9 protein-coding genes are annotated in these 17,349 nt (G+C 35.0%); 6 read left to right on the top strand and 3 right to left on the bottom strand.

What is annotated here, in order from left to right; translation table 11 throughout:
• Window positions 1-55: 55 nt before the first annotated feature.
• The 3 genes from AAFN75_RS14750 (at window position 56) to AAFN75_RS14740 (ending at window position 3,530) form a co-directional block, all read left to right on the top strand.
• A complete protein-coding gene (locus AAFN75_RS14750; RefSeq protein ID WP_411807057.1) occupies window positions 56-1,609 on the top strand; it encodes an FMN-binding glutamate synthase family protein in 1,554 nt (517 codons plus the stop codon).
• Between the two features lie 207 nt (window positions 1,610-1,816).
• Complete coding sequence (locus tag AAFN75_RS14745) at window positions 1,817-2,839, top strand: T9SS type A sorting domain-containing protein (protein ID WP_411807055.1); 1,023 nt, start codon at window positions 1,817-1,819, stop codon at window positions 2,837-2,839.
• Between the two features lie 169 nt (window positions 2,840-3,008).
• Window positions 3,009-3,530: a hypothetical protein gene (locus AAFN75_RS14740; RefSeq protein WP_411807054.1), complete on the top strand. Its 522-nt coding sequence runs from the start codon at window positions 3,009-3,011 to the stop codon at window positions 3,528-3,530.
• On the opposite strand, the gene AAFN75_RS14735 is transcribed toward AAFN75_RS14740, so the two are convergent.
• Entirely contained in the window at window positions 3,516-4,442 is a 927-nt protein-coding gene (locus AAFN75_RS14735; RefSeq protein WP_411807053.1) for a patatin family protein, read from the bottom strand. The two genes, AAFN75_RS14740 and AAFN75_RS14735, sit on opposite strands and share 15 nt — an antisense overlap.
• A gap of 208 nt (window positions 4,443-4,650) precedes the next feature.
• Here AAFN75_RS14735 and AAFN75_RS14730 point away from each other — a divergent pair, with 208 nt between their 5' ends.
• The 3 genes from AAFN75_RS14730 (at window position 4,651) to AAFN75_RS14720 (ending at window position 13,464) form a co-directional block, all read left to right on the top strand.
• Complete coding sequence (locus tag AAFN75_RS14730; RefSeq protein WP_411807052.1) at window positions 4,651-10,761, top strand: PKD domain-containing protein; 6,111 nt, start codon at window positions 4,651-4,653, stop codon at window positions 10,759-10,761.
• A gap of 12 nt (window positions 10,762-10,773) precedes the next feature.
• Window positions 10,774-11,769, top strand: a complete 996-nt coding sequence (locus AAFN75_RS14725) for a type IX secretion system membrane protein PorP/SprF (RefSeq protein WP_411807051.1) — start codon at window positions 10,774-10,776, stop codon at window positions 11,767-11,769.
• A 162-nt stretch (window positions 11,770-11,931) separates the two neighbouring features.
• The gene (locus tag AAFN75_RS14720) at window positions 11,932-13,464 is read left to right on the top strand and encodes a T9SS type A sorting domain-containing protein (RefSeq protein WP_411807050.1); all 1,533 of its coding nucleotides are present in this window, start codon (window positions 11,932-11,934) and stop codon (window positions 13,462-13,464) included.
• Between the two features lie 46 nt (window positions 13,465-13,510).
• Here the strand turns inward: AAFN75_RS14720 and AAFN75_RS14715 are convergent, their stop codons facing one another.
• Both AAFN75_RS14715 and AAFN75_RS14710 read right to left on the bottom strand, forming a co-directional pair.
• Window positions 13,511-15,514, bottom strand: coding sequence for a M1 family metallopeptidase (locus AAFN75_RS14715; protein ID WP_411807049.1), 2,004 nt, complete (start codon window positions 15,512-15,514; stop codon window positions 13,511-13,513).
• Window positions 15,515-15,559: 45 nt separating this feature from the next.
• Window positions 15,560-17,248, bottom strand: coding sequence for a histidinol-phosphatase HisJ family protein (locus tag AAFN75_RS14710; RefSeq protein WP_411807048.1), 1,689 nt, complete (start codon window positions 17,246-17,248; stop codon window positions 15,560-15,562).
• Window positions 17,249-17,349 lie beyond the last annotated feature (101 nt).

The raw sequence follows: 17,349 nt of genomic DNA, 5'->3' as shown, positions 1-17,349 counted from the left end.
GATTAAAATATTAACTCATTTGGTTAACGTTTTAAATATATCTTAAAAACTAAATATGGATTCAAAACTCGATTTTTTATCAAGCATAGCCTGGTGGGGTTGGCTTTTAATAGTTTTATTAATTGTTGCTATTCGCGATATATTTTTTCAAAAGTCGCATACTATTAGTCATAACTTTCCTATTGTAGGGCATTTACGTTACTGGCTAGAAAGTATTGGTCCAGAAATGCGTCAATATTTTGTAGCTAATAATAGAGAAGAATTACCGTTTAATAGAATTGAACGTGGTTGGATATACGCCTCTGCAAAAAAAGAAAACAATTACGAAGGATTTGGAACCGATAGAGATATTTACGCACACCAGCATATTTTTATTAATAATGCTATGATGCCTTATAAATTACCAGAAAACCATCCGCACACTGTTGACCACTGCTTTTTACCATGCGCTAAAGTAATGGGAGAGTTTAATAAACGTAAGCGCCCTTACAGACCAGCATCTGTAATTAATGTTTCTGCAATGAGTTTTGGATCCTTATCAGCAAAAGCTGTAGAATCTTTAAACAAAGGGGTAAAAATAGCCGGAGCATATCACAATACAGGCGAGGGCGGATTATCGCCTCACCACAGTCATGGTGGCGATGTAGTATTCCATTTTGGTACAGGTTACTTTGGTGTTCGTGCAAAAGATGGTGGTTTTTCAATGGAAAAAATGGTAAAACTTGTTAATGAGAATCCTTTTATCCGTGCCATTGAAGTTAAATTATCACAAGGTGCAAAACCAGGAAAAGGAGGCGTTTTACCAGGTGCAAAAATAACAGAAGAAATTGCAGCAATTAGAGGTGTTGAAGTTGGTAAAGATGTATTATCACCACCCAACCACAAAGCGTTCTCTAATGTTCCAGAAATGGTCGATTTTATAGAAAAAATAGCTGAAGCCACAGGCTTACCTGTAGGTATTAAAGCTGCTATTGGGAAATTAGACCAGTGGAAAGAGTTGGCAGACATCATGAAAGCAACAGGCAAAGGTCCCGATTTTATTACCGTAGATGGTGGCGAAGGCGGAACCGGAGCAGCACCACCAAGTTTTGCAGATCACGTTTCACTGCCTTGGGTTTATGGCTTTAGTGATCTTTACAAACTATTTAAAGACAAAGGATTATCTGAGCGTATTGTATTTATAGGTAGCGGAAAGTTAGGGTTTCCTGCTAAGGCAGCCATGGCCTTTGCTATGGGAGCAGATTGTTTAAATGTAGCGCGAGAAGCTATGATGAGTATAGGTTGTATTCAGGCTCAAATTTGCCATACCAATCGTTGTCCTGCAGGCATTGCAACGCAAAAAAAATGGACACAAAACGGTATTAATGTACCTTTAAAATCTGAGCGTTTGGCACAATATTTTAAAACTTTCAGGAAAGAATTTATAGAAATTACTCATGCTGCAGGCTACGAACACCCGTGCCAGTTTAAAATGAGCGATATTGAAATAAATGTAGACGATCATAACCTTTCAAAACAACTTAGCCGAACATACAAGTACGAGAAATCACCTGTGCCTTTTAAAGGGATGCAACACTTAAAGGACTGTATGTATTTGGGCGGAAATTAAATGATAATTTAAATTTTAATTCTGTAAACTTTTAATATCCCTGATTAAGAATTTGATAATTTAGATTTTAAATAACCTATTCATTTTAACTGAATAATAATTTAATAGTATAAAAATTAACAGATAACTAATTCTACAATACCTGCATACATTTCACTTTTATTTTGAATAAATTTGATAGATAATCTCTTAAATATCTATAAAATTATGAAAACAAAATTACTAAGTTTAATTACAATTTTTATTGTCCTGCTCGGGTATTCTCAAAATGATATTTTGCTTGTAACTGATAACGATGTTGACACAGTAGACAATTTAACAATATATGACTCATTATTAAGAACAACTTACACCAATATAACTTTACATAATAGTAATGTAACAGGCTCCCCGACAGCAACAGATTTAATCGGTATAGATCTAGTAATTTGGTTTTGTGGAGATGATGGTTTTGAACTAAACTTCTGGGCCGACGGTATTGGAGGAAATGCAGTACTTAAAACTTACTTGGATAATGGAGGTAAACTTTGGCTAATTGGAAGCGATGTAATTTATGAATACTATGGTTCTGCTCCTGACAATTTTGTCGCTGGCGAATTTATGTTTGACTATGCTTGGTTAAGCTCTTATAATATGCAAAGTTATGCCGACGATGGTGGTACTGGAGTTCCACAAGCAAATAAAACCACTAGTTCCGGAACTAGCTATCCTACTCCTTTAACTTGGATTTTTAGCACGCTTTGGTATGCCGATGGGGTGAGTACAAAACCAGAAACAGAAAGTATTTACGAGTTTGGACCTGAAACATATCCAAATGCAGGGGAAACTACAATGACTTTTTATGAAAACAACACGTTTAGTGTAATGACAACTCTTTTTAACTCCACTAGTATTAATACTTTTGGAACTACTAGTAATGATTTAGATGCCTTTAACCAAGCGGCTTTAGACCAAATTTTTGATAGTTCCTTATCTGTAAATGATGAAGATTTAAAAAATATTAACTACAATATTTACCCTAATCCTCATAATAACCACTTTAATATTTCTTTGAAAAATAAATCGTTAATTAATAAAGACTTTAAAGTTTATACAATACTTGGAAATGAAGTTTCAGGCGGAAAAATAACTAGTTTGAATACTGAAGTTTCTACTGTTAATCTATCAAAAGGTACTTATTTCCTAAAAATTAATGAAACTAATTACGTTCAAAAAATTATAAAATATTAATCAAGGGGTTAAACCTCGTTTCTTAAATAGCCAATAGACTTAATTACCTATTGGCTATTTATTGTAAAAAAACTTCCAATTAACAAATAATCAAGTCTTAACAAATAATCAAGTCTTTTTTGTACAATAGAGACAAACCACTTATGTTTGTATTTAAATAACTTTATTTATGGATATCAGCCGTATTATAGACCTTTTTTTATTTGCAATACCTACAGTAATAACAGGTGCTATTGCCTATTATTTTTTTAAAGAACATACCAAAAACGAAGATAGTAGACGTCGTTATTTATTAAAAAAGGACATGCAGGTTAATACTATGCCATTACGCTTACAGGCTTACGAACGCATGGCACTTTTTCTAGAACGCATTTCCCCTTCAAAATTACTAATCAGAATTACACCAACTTCTTCAGATAAAGATGCTTATGAATCGCTACTTATACAAAGTATTGAGCAAGAGTTTGAGCATAACTTATCGCAACAAATTTACATTACCGATAAATGTTGGAGTATTGTAACCACATCAAAAAACGCCACGATACAGCTTATTAGAAAAGCAAGCATGTCCGAAAAAACAGATTCCGCAAACAAACTTCGCGAAGTTGTTTTAACCGAAATGATGGAGCGACGTTCACCTAGCGATGCTGCATTAGCTTTTATAAAAGAAGAAGTATCAAGTTTGTGGTAAATCTTTTTCGCGCAACTCGTTAGACTGCGCTTGCTCAAATTTATTTTTTGCATAATAATACCCTTGTTGCCACCATTTGGTCATTAATTTTTTATTAAAAACCAACGAGTTTTCCGTAAGCTTAGAAGGCGTGTAGTACAAGTTTAGTTTTACGTGCTTATTTTTAGCTGCCAACTTTCCAATTAAAATATCGCTACGTTCTACTTGATCCAAAAGATGTCCAAAAAGATTTAACATTAAAGAAAAAGGATTTTTACCTAGTACCTTGTTATAAGCCATACTTTCAGATTCTAAAATAATGGCATCAATTTCGGTAGCGCCTCTTAAAATAGCTTCCCGAATAGGAACCACACAACCAAAAGCGCCATCGGCATATTCAAAACCATCTTTTTTTACTAAAGACATAAACGGAATGTAGTTACACGAAATCCAAATCCAATCGCAAAACTCATCGTAACTAAAATCTTTTATAGATTTATATTCCACAATGTTTTTAGATAGATTAGAGACCGTAACCACAACATCGTGTTTGGTTTCTTTTATTTGCTTAAACTCCTCGTAAGTAAAATTTCTTTTTAAATAACGTCTTAGCGCTTTACTTTCACCAAAGGTGCGCTTCCGCTTAATAAACTGCCACACCGAGTTTAAAAAATCTATGGAAACATACTCCCTATCCCCTTTTCTACGCACTATAAAAGGGCTAACACTAAAAATATTTTTTTGATTAACATTGGTAAATACCTTGTGGATTTTATCAATCTTTCCAGCTGCCAAATGCGGAATTAACAAACTACCTGTCGATGTTCCTAAAAACATATCGTAATCCCTACCTTCTTCCTTAATTAAATACTCAGCAACACCACCTGCGTATGCGCCTTTACTACCACCTCCCGAAATTACTAATGCCTTCATTTTTTATCTTATGGGAGTAAATATACTAAGAAGTACAATATTTTTCAATATTGCCTTGAAAGTTAAACAAACTAAAACCAAAGCAATTGATTACATACCCTATATTAGGTATTTTATAGAAAAAACAAGTAAATAAACGCCTTTAATGGGGCTGCATTAAAAAGATTAATTATTTTAGGCTTAGCTATTAACAACCAAACCCTTATACATGAGAAAGCACTACTTTCTTACAGCATTGCTATTGCTAATAATTAGCGTTTCAATTTTCGCATTAAATAAATCTACCTTAAAAGAAACTGCGTTAAAAAGTATTAAAACGCCATTTAATACTGAAACAGTAACAGATAGTGAATTTCTTCCGCCTTCTGCAAGTATTTCTGGTACTACAACCGTTTGCTTGAATGACACACCTCCAGAAATAACCTTTACTGGCTCTAGTGGAAATGCTCCATATACTTTTAACTATACCTTAAATGGAACAGCTCAAACTATAACATCAACTGGAAATACTGCAACAGTTTCCGCTAACACCAATGTTATTGGAACTTTTGTGTTTCACTTAATATCTGTAACCGATGATAGCAACGATTCAGCTACTATAAACCGAAATGCCACAGTTGAAGTTACCGAACCGCCTACCGTAGATTTTAGTTTTAATAATGATGGAACTTGCTCTGGATCTTCTATAAATTTCACTTCCAACCCATCCGGAAACAGTCCTTTTACTTATAGTTGGGATTTTGGAGATGACAACACCAGTACTAGTGCTAATCCATCGCATAATTTTGAAGCTCTTGGCTGTGGTACAGAAAGTTTTGATGTGGAATTGACGGTAACTGATGCTAATGGGTGTACTAGTTCGAGAATACATACAGTCAATGTAGTACAAAAACCCGATATCGATTTTAAAGATGCAAACTTTTCAAACCCAGCACAATACTTTAATAATTGCTCGAGTACTTCATCAGACGAAACTTTCAACATTACAGTAGAGAACACCAGTACCTCAAGTTGCGCTAATAATTTCATAATTGATTGGGGTGATGGCAATTCTGAATCATTTAACACTCCAACTATTTCTCACACTTATACTTATGCAGATACTTTTAGAATGGAAATTACAGCTACTGGAGATAATGGCTGCATAGCGAGTAAAGTATTTAGTGTTAAAAATGCTTCAAACCCCCAAGGAAACATTGTTAGTCCCGGAAGCACCCAAAACTTATGCGCTCCAGCAGAAATTGCCTTCACCATTTCATCAAACTGGGGAGCAAATTCAATTGATACGGTATATGACGTCGATTATGGAGATGGCACAATTGTTAGATTCCTACAATCGGATATGATTTCAAGTAGTTTTTTTAACGCATCCGATCCCCAAAACTCAACCCCTTACCCAATTCCTCACACGTATAGCACTTCGAACTGCCCCAGTGATTTTGAAGCAACAATACTTATTCAAAATTCTTGTGCTACAACTCCTGGTAATTCAGGCGGTATTAGAATACTAAAAAATGCCGATGCTAGATTTGAAGTTGATGAAACTGCATGTGTTGCTACTCAAATTATATTTAATAACACATCAGATACCGCCTCCGCTTTTGATTGTTCTGACTTTGTAGAATTTACTTGGGATTTTGGAGATGGTACAAGCGAAATTACAACATTCGATTACAGCTCTGTTAGTCATGAATATTCTACACCTGGAAACTACACAATAATAATAACAGCCGATAATGGCATTTGTCCTGAAACAAATTTTCAAGACGAAATTTGCATAGAGCCCGAACTAAACCCTGCCTTCACATTAAACACAAACAATGGCTGTATCCCATTGGCCGTACAAACAACAAACACAACCGATTTAAGTGAGAGTTGCGGTGGCGAAACCTACCTTTGGGAAGTCACTTATAGTTCTGATTTTTGCGGAACTACCGAAAGTTGGAGCTTCACTAATGGAACAGACGAAAACTCAGCAGCACCATCTATTAACTTTGCTACTGCAGGTACATATACTTTAACTTTAACAACCGAGAATTCTTGTGGAACGAATAGTACTTCTGAAACTATAGAAGTTAAAAGACCTCCAACAGCTACCATAAATAGTATTAGTGATGCCTGTGATTCTGCTTCTATTTCTCCTATAGCTATTGTAGACAACTGTGCCCCAAGTACCGATACTATAACGTATAACTGGAGTTTTCCCGGAGGCACACCATCCTCAGCGAATACATTAGACCCAGGAACCATATCCTACACAACTTCTGGGAATCATCAAATAACATTTAGTGTAACTAATGGTTGTGGAACTACAACAGATACAGAAGACTTTAGCGTCAATCCAATCCCAAACATAACTAACACAGCCCTAACACAAACTATTTGTTCTGGAACTGATATTACAGAAGTGACACTAACAGCAGATATAGCAAGCACAACTTTTACATGGACAGCAACTGCACCAACTGGTGTTACAGGTTTTATTCCTTCTGGAAACTCAGACACTATTCCTGTTCAGACTATTTTTAATTCAAATACAACATCAGAAGATGTTACTTACGTAATTACACCATCAATAGGTGGCTGTGATGGAACACCCGTAAATTTAGTTATTACCGTAGATCCTGCTCCTGCATTTACAAATCAACCTGATTCAGAATCGGCATGCTTAAATGGTACTATTACAGCATTATCTGTTTCTGTAAATGGTCCAGGAACACCAACTTATCAATGGTATAGTAACACCTCTAACACCAATATTGGCGGAAGCGAACTTACTGGTGAAACAGCCTCAACTTATACACCACCAAACAGCCGAGTTGGAATAACATACTATTATTGCGTAGTATCGTTTTCATCTGGTGCTGGTTGTAACGAAATTATTTCTGATGTTGCCACCATCGAAATTGTTGAAGGTATTCAAATTGACACTCATCCTACAGCAACACATAGTTTATGTGTTGGTGGCGATATAGCATCCGCTTTAACGATTTCCCATTCTGGTGGAACAGGAACAATCTCCTACCAATGGTACAGCAACACAACTAATTCCAATTCTGGAGGTACAAGTATTTCAGGTGCTACTAATTCTTCGTACACTCCAACTACGTTCAATACGGCGGGTAGTTATTATTACTATGTTATGATTAGTCTTAATGGTAGTGGTTGCAGCGATATTTCTAGCGAAGTTGCCGAAGTTGTAGTGGTTGATGATCCCATAACTACAAATCAACCCCAAGCTTCACAAACCATTTGCCAAGGCATTACACCCCAAGATTTAGAGGTAACAGCCTCAGGAGGTTTAGGTACAACTTATACTTATCAATGGTACAGCAATTCAACTAATAACAATTCGGGTGGCAATATAATTACAGGAGCAACTAATGCTAGTTACACACCACCAACAGCTACTGTAGGCTCCTTATATTATTATGTAGAAGTTTCACAACCTGGAATAGATTGTAGCGTAGTTAGTAATACTGCAGAAGTTACAGTAAATCCAGCTCCAAATTTCACTAGTCAACCTACATCAAATACTTATTGTTTAGGTGATACTTTAAGCCAATTATCCGTAAACTACGAAAATGGAGTTGGCACACCAACTTTTCAATGGTATCGCAATTCTGTAAACGATACTTCTACAGGTTCAGAAATTACAGGAGAAACGAATCAAACTTTCAATCCTCCTTCTACAAGTGTTGGCACAGTTTATTATTACGCTGTAATTACCTTTTCATCTGGTGGTTGTACTCAAATCACTTCTAACATAGCAGAAATAACTATAAACCAAACGCCGAACATCAGCAACAAAACGGATATTATTTGTAGTGTAAATGCATTCACTATAGCACCAGATAACACAGGTGGCGACACTACTCCAACTGGCACCACTTACACCTGGGCAACACCCACAATTAATCCTGCAGGCACGATTACCGGAGCTTCAAACGAAACCGCACCACAAACTAACATTAGCCAAACGTTAACCAATACAACTACAAATCCTGCAACAGTTACCTACAGCGTTACACCTACTTCTGGATCTTGTATTGGCAATACTTTTGAAGTTGAAATCACCGTAAACCCATCAATAAGCATAACAACTAGTCAAACTAACAGCAACTGTTATTCGGCAAACGAAGGAGCTTTAGATATTACCATTACAGGAGGTGTACCGTTTTTAACAGGAGATCCTTATCAAATTTCATGGATTGGGCCTAATGGTTTTACTAGTTCAAATGAAGATATTTCTAATTTAGAACCGGGCGATTATACCGTATCTATTTTGGATGATGGTGGCTGCCCATTCACCGAAAACTTTACAACTACTGAACCTGAAGAACTTATATTTTCGACTATAGATTTTGACCCTGAAACCATATCTTGCTTTAATGCAGACGATGGTTCTATTGGAATAGAAGTTTCTGGAGGAACCACACCTTACACCTACAATTGGACTAGAAACGGAGTTCCGTTTGCAACAACCCAAGACTTAACCAACCTTAGTCCTGGTGATTATGAAGTAACTATAACTGACGCTAGCAATTGCCCAACAATAGATACTAGTTTCTCTATAGTTGAACCTGTTGAACTTAACGTAAGTTTAATAAATCAGGTAGATATTATTTGTTTTCGCGAGGCTACTGGGGAAATTAATATAAATACCGTTGGTGGAAGAACTATAGAAGTTGCACCAGGCATTTTTGGTTACAACTATTCTTGGATAGGACCTAACGGATTTACAAGCAATCAACAAAACCTATCAGGTTTAATTGCAGGAACCTACAATGTAACTGTAACCGACAGATCAAACTGTACAGATACATTAGAAGTTATTTTGAACGAATCAGACGAAATAATAATTGATTATTCTGCCACCGAAATTGAATGCTATGATGATAATGATGCTACAATAACCATCAATAACATTTCTGGAGGCAATTCGCCTTACACAGTTACTTGGAGTAATTTAGGCTCTGGCATGTCACAATCTAATTTATCTCCTGGAGATTACACCATTACAGTTACGGACAATACCAACTGTGAAAAAGCAGTAACCATAACTATTGCAGAACCACCAATTTTCACCATTAACCCAGTAACTAATAATGTGTCTTGTTTTGGAGAAAATGATGGTAGAATAATCTTAAATTTAGTTGGAGGTATAGACCCAGTCAATTTAGTTTGGGACGATGACGCAACTGCTGGAGTAGAGCGAAACAATATTGGACCAGGAACTTACACCGTAACCATTACCGATGGAAAACCCTGTGTTATTTCTGAAACATTTACAATAACAGAACCCGATGCTTTATCGCTTTCAGCAAATACAACCGATGCTTTAAATTGTGATGATGCTAATAGTGGAGCCATTAATTTAATTGTAACAGGCGGCACAGCTCCATTTACCTATTCTTGGTCCAATGGCACAACTACCGAAGACCTGAATAATATTCCTCCAGGAAATTATTCAGTAAATATTACCGATGCTAATAATTGTACCATTTCTGGCGATTGGCAAATTGATAGATTTGAACCTTTGGAAATAAACGTGGATACCGAAACCATTTATGATTGCGATACAAAAAGCATTGACCAAACTTTTATAGCTTTAGTTTCAGGTGGCGTTCCGCCGTACAACATAAATTGGTCCAGCGGAACGATTAGCGGTTCAAATGGTGAGTTTATGAGTACCACACAAAATGGTTTAGTTATAATTGATGTTTCAGATAGTGCAAATTGCAATACCAGTTTCTCATATAATGTTGCTATTCCGAGTTTTGGTGACGCAGATTTCTCATTAACATCAAGCGCAATTTCTTCTTATGGGTTTTTCTCCATTGAAGACCCCATTGATTTTACAAATTTAGCAACGGGAGACTATCAATCGGTGTCTTGGGATTTTGGAGATGGCAATTTCTCTTCAGATGAAAACCCAACACATACCTATATTAATGAAGGTTCTTATTCCGTTGTTCAAACGGTAACTTACCCATTTGGGTGTATTTATACCAAACAATTTAGCTTAGTGATAGAAAAGGGCTACAGGTTAATTATGCCAAATGCTTTCACTCCCAATGGAGATAGCATGAATGCTTATTTTTCACCAGAATCTATAGCATTAAACGCCATTACTTTTAATATTTACGACACTTGGGGAAGCTTAGTTTATTCCGAAGAAGGCGATACTATAAAAGGATGGGACGGAAAAATAAATGATGCTGAAGCCGAAAATGGCAATTATTATTTCACATTTTCTGCAAAAACATTTTATGGACGAACCATTACAAAAAAAGGCGCTTTTACATCTATTAAATAAGCAAGCAACACAATGAAAATAAGACTATACATATTATTAATTTTGTGCTGTTTTTCGTTTAAAACATACGCACAAGACCCTGTTTTTTCTCAATATTTTTTAGTCCCAGAAACTTTAAACCCCGGGTTTTCAGGTTTTGAGGACGCCTCCTATTTCGGATTAATACACCGAACGCAATGGCCTAGTCTCGATTTAAGAGTGGATACGGAATATGCCTTTTTTAATTCCTGGATTGAAGATGTTGGCGGTATTGGTTTCAGTATTATTAACCAACATGAAAACAAAACCAAATACAATCATGTGCAAGGTAATGTTAATTTCGCTTATCATGTTAGAATAGCTAACGAATGGTTTTTTAGACCAGCTGTTGAGGTTGGATTTGGAACTAAATCTTTTAACTTTAGTGGTTTAGTTTTGTCCGACCAAATAAACATAAATTCTGGAACCATAAATGCTACGTCATCCGATCCATTTGCTATGAATGCCCATAGAAATATTAGTTTTTTCGATTTTTCAGCTGGATTTGTATTTGATAAAAAAAACACAAGAAATGACACCGATTTATGGTTAGGCGCATCTGTAAAGCACCTTAACAAGCCTAATATTTCTTTTGCTGAAAATGGCAATGTACCCTTGGATATTTTTTACTCATTACATGTTGGTTATAAATTCCCTTATTTTGATTATAACGACTTGCTACTTTCGGCAAATTACATGCAACAAGGCGAATATAACCGTTTAGATCTTGGAGTAACTGTGCGTTTAGAAAAATTAATGCTTGGTGCTACGGCAGTTACCAACCCTGCTAAAAACAACTATAACAGTCATTTATTAACCTCTGTAAACGCTTTTGTTGGTTTAGAATTCGAACAATTACGTTTTGGTTTTTCGTATGATGTAAATACTACAAATATTGGAAGAACCGATGGTGTTTATGAGTTATCTATAACTTATTTAGCGAAGTGCTTAATATGTCAAAATCCCGCTAATACGGAACGGAGAAAGTAACTATTACAGTTTTATCAAAAAACCATATATATTATTAAAATTGAAAAATTATTAACATAAATCCAAAATAATAAAAATGTATTAAATCTTACATAAAAACAACCATAACCAACTTATTTTCATAACTTTAAACAAATTAACCAAAACTAATCTGTTTGAATTATGAAAAAAATTACTACATCCCTCTTGCTTATTTCTACTATTACAACTATTACATTTTCTCAAAGCTATATTGACACCTCGTTTGGTATTAATGGTGTGAGTAATATTAAAGTTTTAGATTATATAGAACAAGATTTGCCTAGTGGATTTTGTGTAACAAATTCTGAAAAATTAGTTAATGTAGCAATAGGAAATAATGACTCTGATGAAAGCGTAAGTATTATTGCCCAGTATGACACAAATGGGAACCTAGATCCGAATTTTGGAAATAACGGCACTTTGGAGTTAACTGATTTTTTAGGAATTGATGTTATAAGTCAAAATGAATACATATGTGTTACAGGCATCTCTAATACTAATGCAGAACTTACCATATTAAAACTTGATTCATTTGGAAATGCAGATAGCGGTTTTGGAAACAATGGTAAAGCATCGCTGGGGATATTGGGAACTTTTGGATATTCTACAAAAATAGATAGTAATGGTAAACTTGTTGTTGCTGGTAAACATATATCCACTACAACTGAAGAAAATCAATTAATTATTACGCGGTTTAATAACAATGGCACCCTAGATACAACTTTCGGCACAAACGGGATAACCCAAATAGACCTAGGTCATGCAGTAACAAATGAAGAAATACAGGTAATTAACCTTGAGCTATACAACAATAATGAAATACTAGTAACAGGCACTGTTTATCTACCGGACAACGACATGCCAGCAGGAGACCCCAAATCCAATGAATTTGCTCTAAAAGCAAGTAGCAATGGCGTATTAGATTCCGATTTTGGGAATAACGGATTCACAATTTATTACGATTTAACACCCAATCATGCTCTCACTAATACCTCCTATATATTACCAAACGAAAAAATTTTCATGTCGGTAGATGGTGTTGGTGGCGTAAACAACTCACAAACAGGACTATTACGTTTAAATGGAGATGGTAGCATTGACACTAGCTTTGGGAACAACGGCATATTAAAACTATTTAATCACTCATTTTATATTTATGATTTTTTTGATTCGCAAACTGATAACAACATTTACGTTTTAGGCGAAGGTAACAATAACGAAATCTTTCACGCTTTAATTAAAATTAACGAAAATGGCATTTCAGACGTTTCCTTCGCAGATAATGGAACATTAATAATAGATATAGAATTGGATAACGTAGAAAATCTAAACAGTGGCATTGAACTATCTGATGGTAAAATATTGGTTTCTGGCCACAACGAAAACGAGGATGGATTTGTTATGACTAGATTCTTCAAAGAAAACCAACTAAACATATCAGATACCGCATTAAAAACGGTGGCTCTATATCCAAATCCTGTAAGAAACGAGATTAACATAAAATCAACACAAGCTATAAACCAACTACAAATTTATCAAATCGATGGTAAATTGGTTTACAACCAATATTTAAACACGAATTTAGCGGATGTATCTTTACTTAAGGCTGGCCTTTACATTGTTAAAGCTTTTTCTGAAAATAAAGTAGAAACGTTTAAAATCAACAAATTATAACACTTGCTTATAAAACAAAAACACCTTAAAGCGAATACATTAATCTTTAAGGTGTTTCTTTTTCACTTAAAGCTTTTGCAAATTTCTGAAATCGCCAATTATGATGTTTAGTAGCTTGTTTTAAATTTTCTTTACAAACATCCCTACACGCTTGAATTTGATGCAAATACTGAAATGCATTTTGGCGCACCTCAAATCCGAATTGCGGGCTTGTATAACGCGTTAGCTCACTAAAATACTCTCGTTTATTTTTATCGTCAAGGTCTGGAGACACTAACTGCAATGCCAGCCAAAGCATTCTTACATTCTTATCGCTAAACCCATGAATATCTTTAGTTTTCTCAAAATATTTTTGTCGCTCCTGCGGAAAGTTCTGCCACAGAATAAATAAAGCTGTTTCAATGGTAACATAAGATTTATCATTAAGTAACGACTCGTATTCGGTTTTTAATTCTGAAGGGATTTTAGATACATTACGAGCAATAGCTTGTCGCACTTTCAAACTGTTTTTAAAATCCTCTTTTTTTATCTGACTAGGTAATTGAGAAATCACTTTTATTTTAGCTTCATCTGAAATTCCAGAGGTTAAATAGTTACTACATTTTGAGGTATACACTTCGCAATCAACCATTAAATACTCTTGCATATATGTTGATTTTTTCAAACTATTTAAAGCCTCATCATAGTTAAACGCTTTGTTTTTCAACCATAATTCTACAAAATCAGTCAAATCTTCACCGCTTACCTTTTCAACTTCAGTTATAAAATTCTCAGTTTCAACATTCTTATATGCGTACTTTTTTAAATAGTTTTTAACAGCCATTTTAAAAGCCTTATCTCCCACTCGTTCCCTAAGTAAATGCAATACCCAAGCGCCTTTTTTGTAAAATGTAGTACTACTCGATTTAGGGTCTAACAACGAGGTGCTTCCGCCTGCCTTATCTTGATCTAACAACTCCTGTGCATATTCATACAATTGCCAATAGTAATAATCCTCTCCAAAAATATCGCGTTCGGCTAACAAGGCATAATAAGTTGCAAAACCTTCTTGCAGCCAATGGTGTGTACCCGAAGTTTCGGTTACCAAATCGCCAAACCATTGGTGCGCCAACTCGTGTGCGTTTACATTAACATAGTTTTTATCTGCAAATGCCGTGGAATCAATTACAAAACTATCTGAAAAAATTGTAGCACTTGTGTTTTCCATACCTGCGTATAAAAAGTCTTTTACTGGTACTTGCTTGTAGTTTTGCCACGGATATGGCACACCTATTTCAGCTTCAAGAAAATCGAACATCTGTTTTGTATAGCGATACGTTGGTTCGAATTTTAGCGAATCTTCGGGGTAATAATACATTTCTAACGGAATACCACTTTTGGAATATTCTACATTTTTACTGTATTTACCAATAACTAAAGCTACAAGATAACTAGACATGGGCTTTTCCATGTCGAATTCCCATAAATTGTAAGTAGGTGTTTCTCTTTTAGAAACCATTTTTCCGTTTGAAATAACCTCGTAACCTTTTAACGCCACGCAACTAATATCAAACTCAATTTTGTCATTCATATCGTCAATGGAAGGCAACCAATGGCTTGTGTACTTCCCTTGGCCTTGTGTCCAAATTTGCTTCTTCTGGACAGTATTCCTGTTAATATCAGAATAACTCGAAGTAATAGCATCTTCATTATCCCAATCAATAAAATACATGGCTTTTTTAGGTGAAGTAAAAAATAGAAAATTAAGCGTGTACGTTTTTGAAGCCTTAAACCCATGGTAAATGATTAGCTTTTTACCATCGTTTTTAAATTTTACTTTGCTTTTGTTTAACGCTACATTACTAAACTGCATGTTTATAGCATCCAAATAAACAGAATCCGTCTGTTTTAAAACATCGAATTTTATCTCGTAAGAATTAAAAACGGTACTATCCACTTTCATTTGATTAAAAGCCAATACCGTTTTTACTTCTTTAAAATCTACATAATCCGTTTGTTGCGCATATAGAAGATTTGCACAACAGCATAAAAGGAATACTATATTTTTCATGATTTTAAAGATATCAAAGATTAGCCCAAAATCATAAAAACCATATTAAAAACTGTGAAACTCAATTAAATTAGCTTCGTAGTATTGGTCGCCAAGTTTTGACAATAACGCTCTTATTACATCGCTATCGCCATCTACAGCTAGGGCCGAATACCCAACATTGTTTAGTTTTCCTAGACGTAAATCAATAATATTTATTTTTTTAGAGGCTAGCGCAGATAACAATATTAATAATACTCCAGGTGCATTAAAATGTTTAGTTAAAATAACTTTATCCCTTAAGGCTAAATTTAATTTTACACCATCCATTTCAAGTAAATATACGCCTTCGGTATAATAATTAGGCATTGCAGCATGTTCTTGATACGTTAAGGATTTAAACAAACCACCATCGGTTCCCTTTGTAAAATCGATAGCATTTTGAACTTTTCCGTTTTTATTATCTAAAGATAAAAAGGCAACCGCTGTACCATCGTTATTCGATTTTAAACGCGCTGTTTCCACATTAATACCTTCTGATGCCAAAGTGTTAAATAATGAAGAAATCACTCCAGGCTCGTCTAAATGCTCAGAAAACAACCCATTTACTATGGTCTGTGTGTTTTTAGGAATTTCGTTGGTAACTGTAATAGATTTACCATATTTTCGAATTCTAATAGCGTTATAATCTCCCATTCCTGTAGCACTTCTGTAAATGTCTACAAATTCAGAAAACGAACCACCAAAAGAAAAATCTGGAATTATACGGCGTTGGGTTTCATCTAAACGTTGATTTAACAACTCGATACCTTTATTTAAAACCGTGTACTTCACCTTTAAATCATGGTCGTCAAAAATCGTACGATTCTCCGGTATAAGTTTAGAGTAGCTTACATAACTCTCGTAACCTGCTTCTTGAATATATTCTAAACTCTCTTTATAATTTAAGCCATAATAGCGCACATGATGTGTGTCTGTACCCACACAAACCGGTATTTGTAGTTCGTTGGCACGTCGTAATATACTTTGAACCGGATACACACCAACACCTTTAAATTTACCAGCCATATTAACGTCTAGCGATAAATTCCTATCGGCTATAAGCTCTAAAAGGGTCCTGAATTTATTAGCTAATGGGTGCGCACTGGTTTCAAAATTAACTAAAGCCTCTGGCATATCTACATTTAGCTTTGGTAAGTCTATATGACCAATAATTTGAATCATATCTCCAAAACACTCAATCATTTGGGTCATTTCATCAAAATAACCACCCCAATAAGCTTCAAGACTACCACGCATTTTTAATAACTCTTGAGCTTCTTCCTTAGAACCATCATAAGGTAAACCTTCTGGTGCAAAATGCACAGAACCAATAACATAATCGGCGTCTTCGGCTTGAAAAATCTTAGAACGACTCCACTGCAAACCAATGTCTGGTCCCATCCACTCTAACTCAACACCATATTTTATGTTTATTTGTCCGTCGTATTTTTCACGAAGTCCTGCTATACGTTTTGGATAATTTAAGTACGATTTATTACCACGAATAAACTTTACATTGGTATCCGTTTCTGCGATATAACGAAAACTTGTTAAACGCGGCGAGTGAATTATAAACGTAATACTTGGGTTTCCGGCTTCAATAGCTTTATCAACTATATCCTCTAATTTATCAATACCATGTTTTACGTGATCTTGCTCGGTTCCTGCATGAATACCGTGTGTTTCCCAAATAAATTCGTTGAGTTTTCTCATCAATCAATATGCGTTAAGTTGTTTTTTAAGAGCACCAAATTTAACTAATGAAATAGAATTACATACTATATTTCATATTTTTCAAGCATTTTTTAGAAAGA

The organism is Algibacter sp. AS12, assembly GCF_046736315.1.
Classification (GTDB): domain Bacteria; phylum Bacteroidota; class Bacteroidia; order Flavobacteriales; family Flavobacteriaceae; genus Algibacter_B; species Algibacter_B amylolyticus.
Note: the sequence above shows the minus strand (reverse complement) of the source record. Positions and strands in the feature narration are given on the sequence as shown.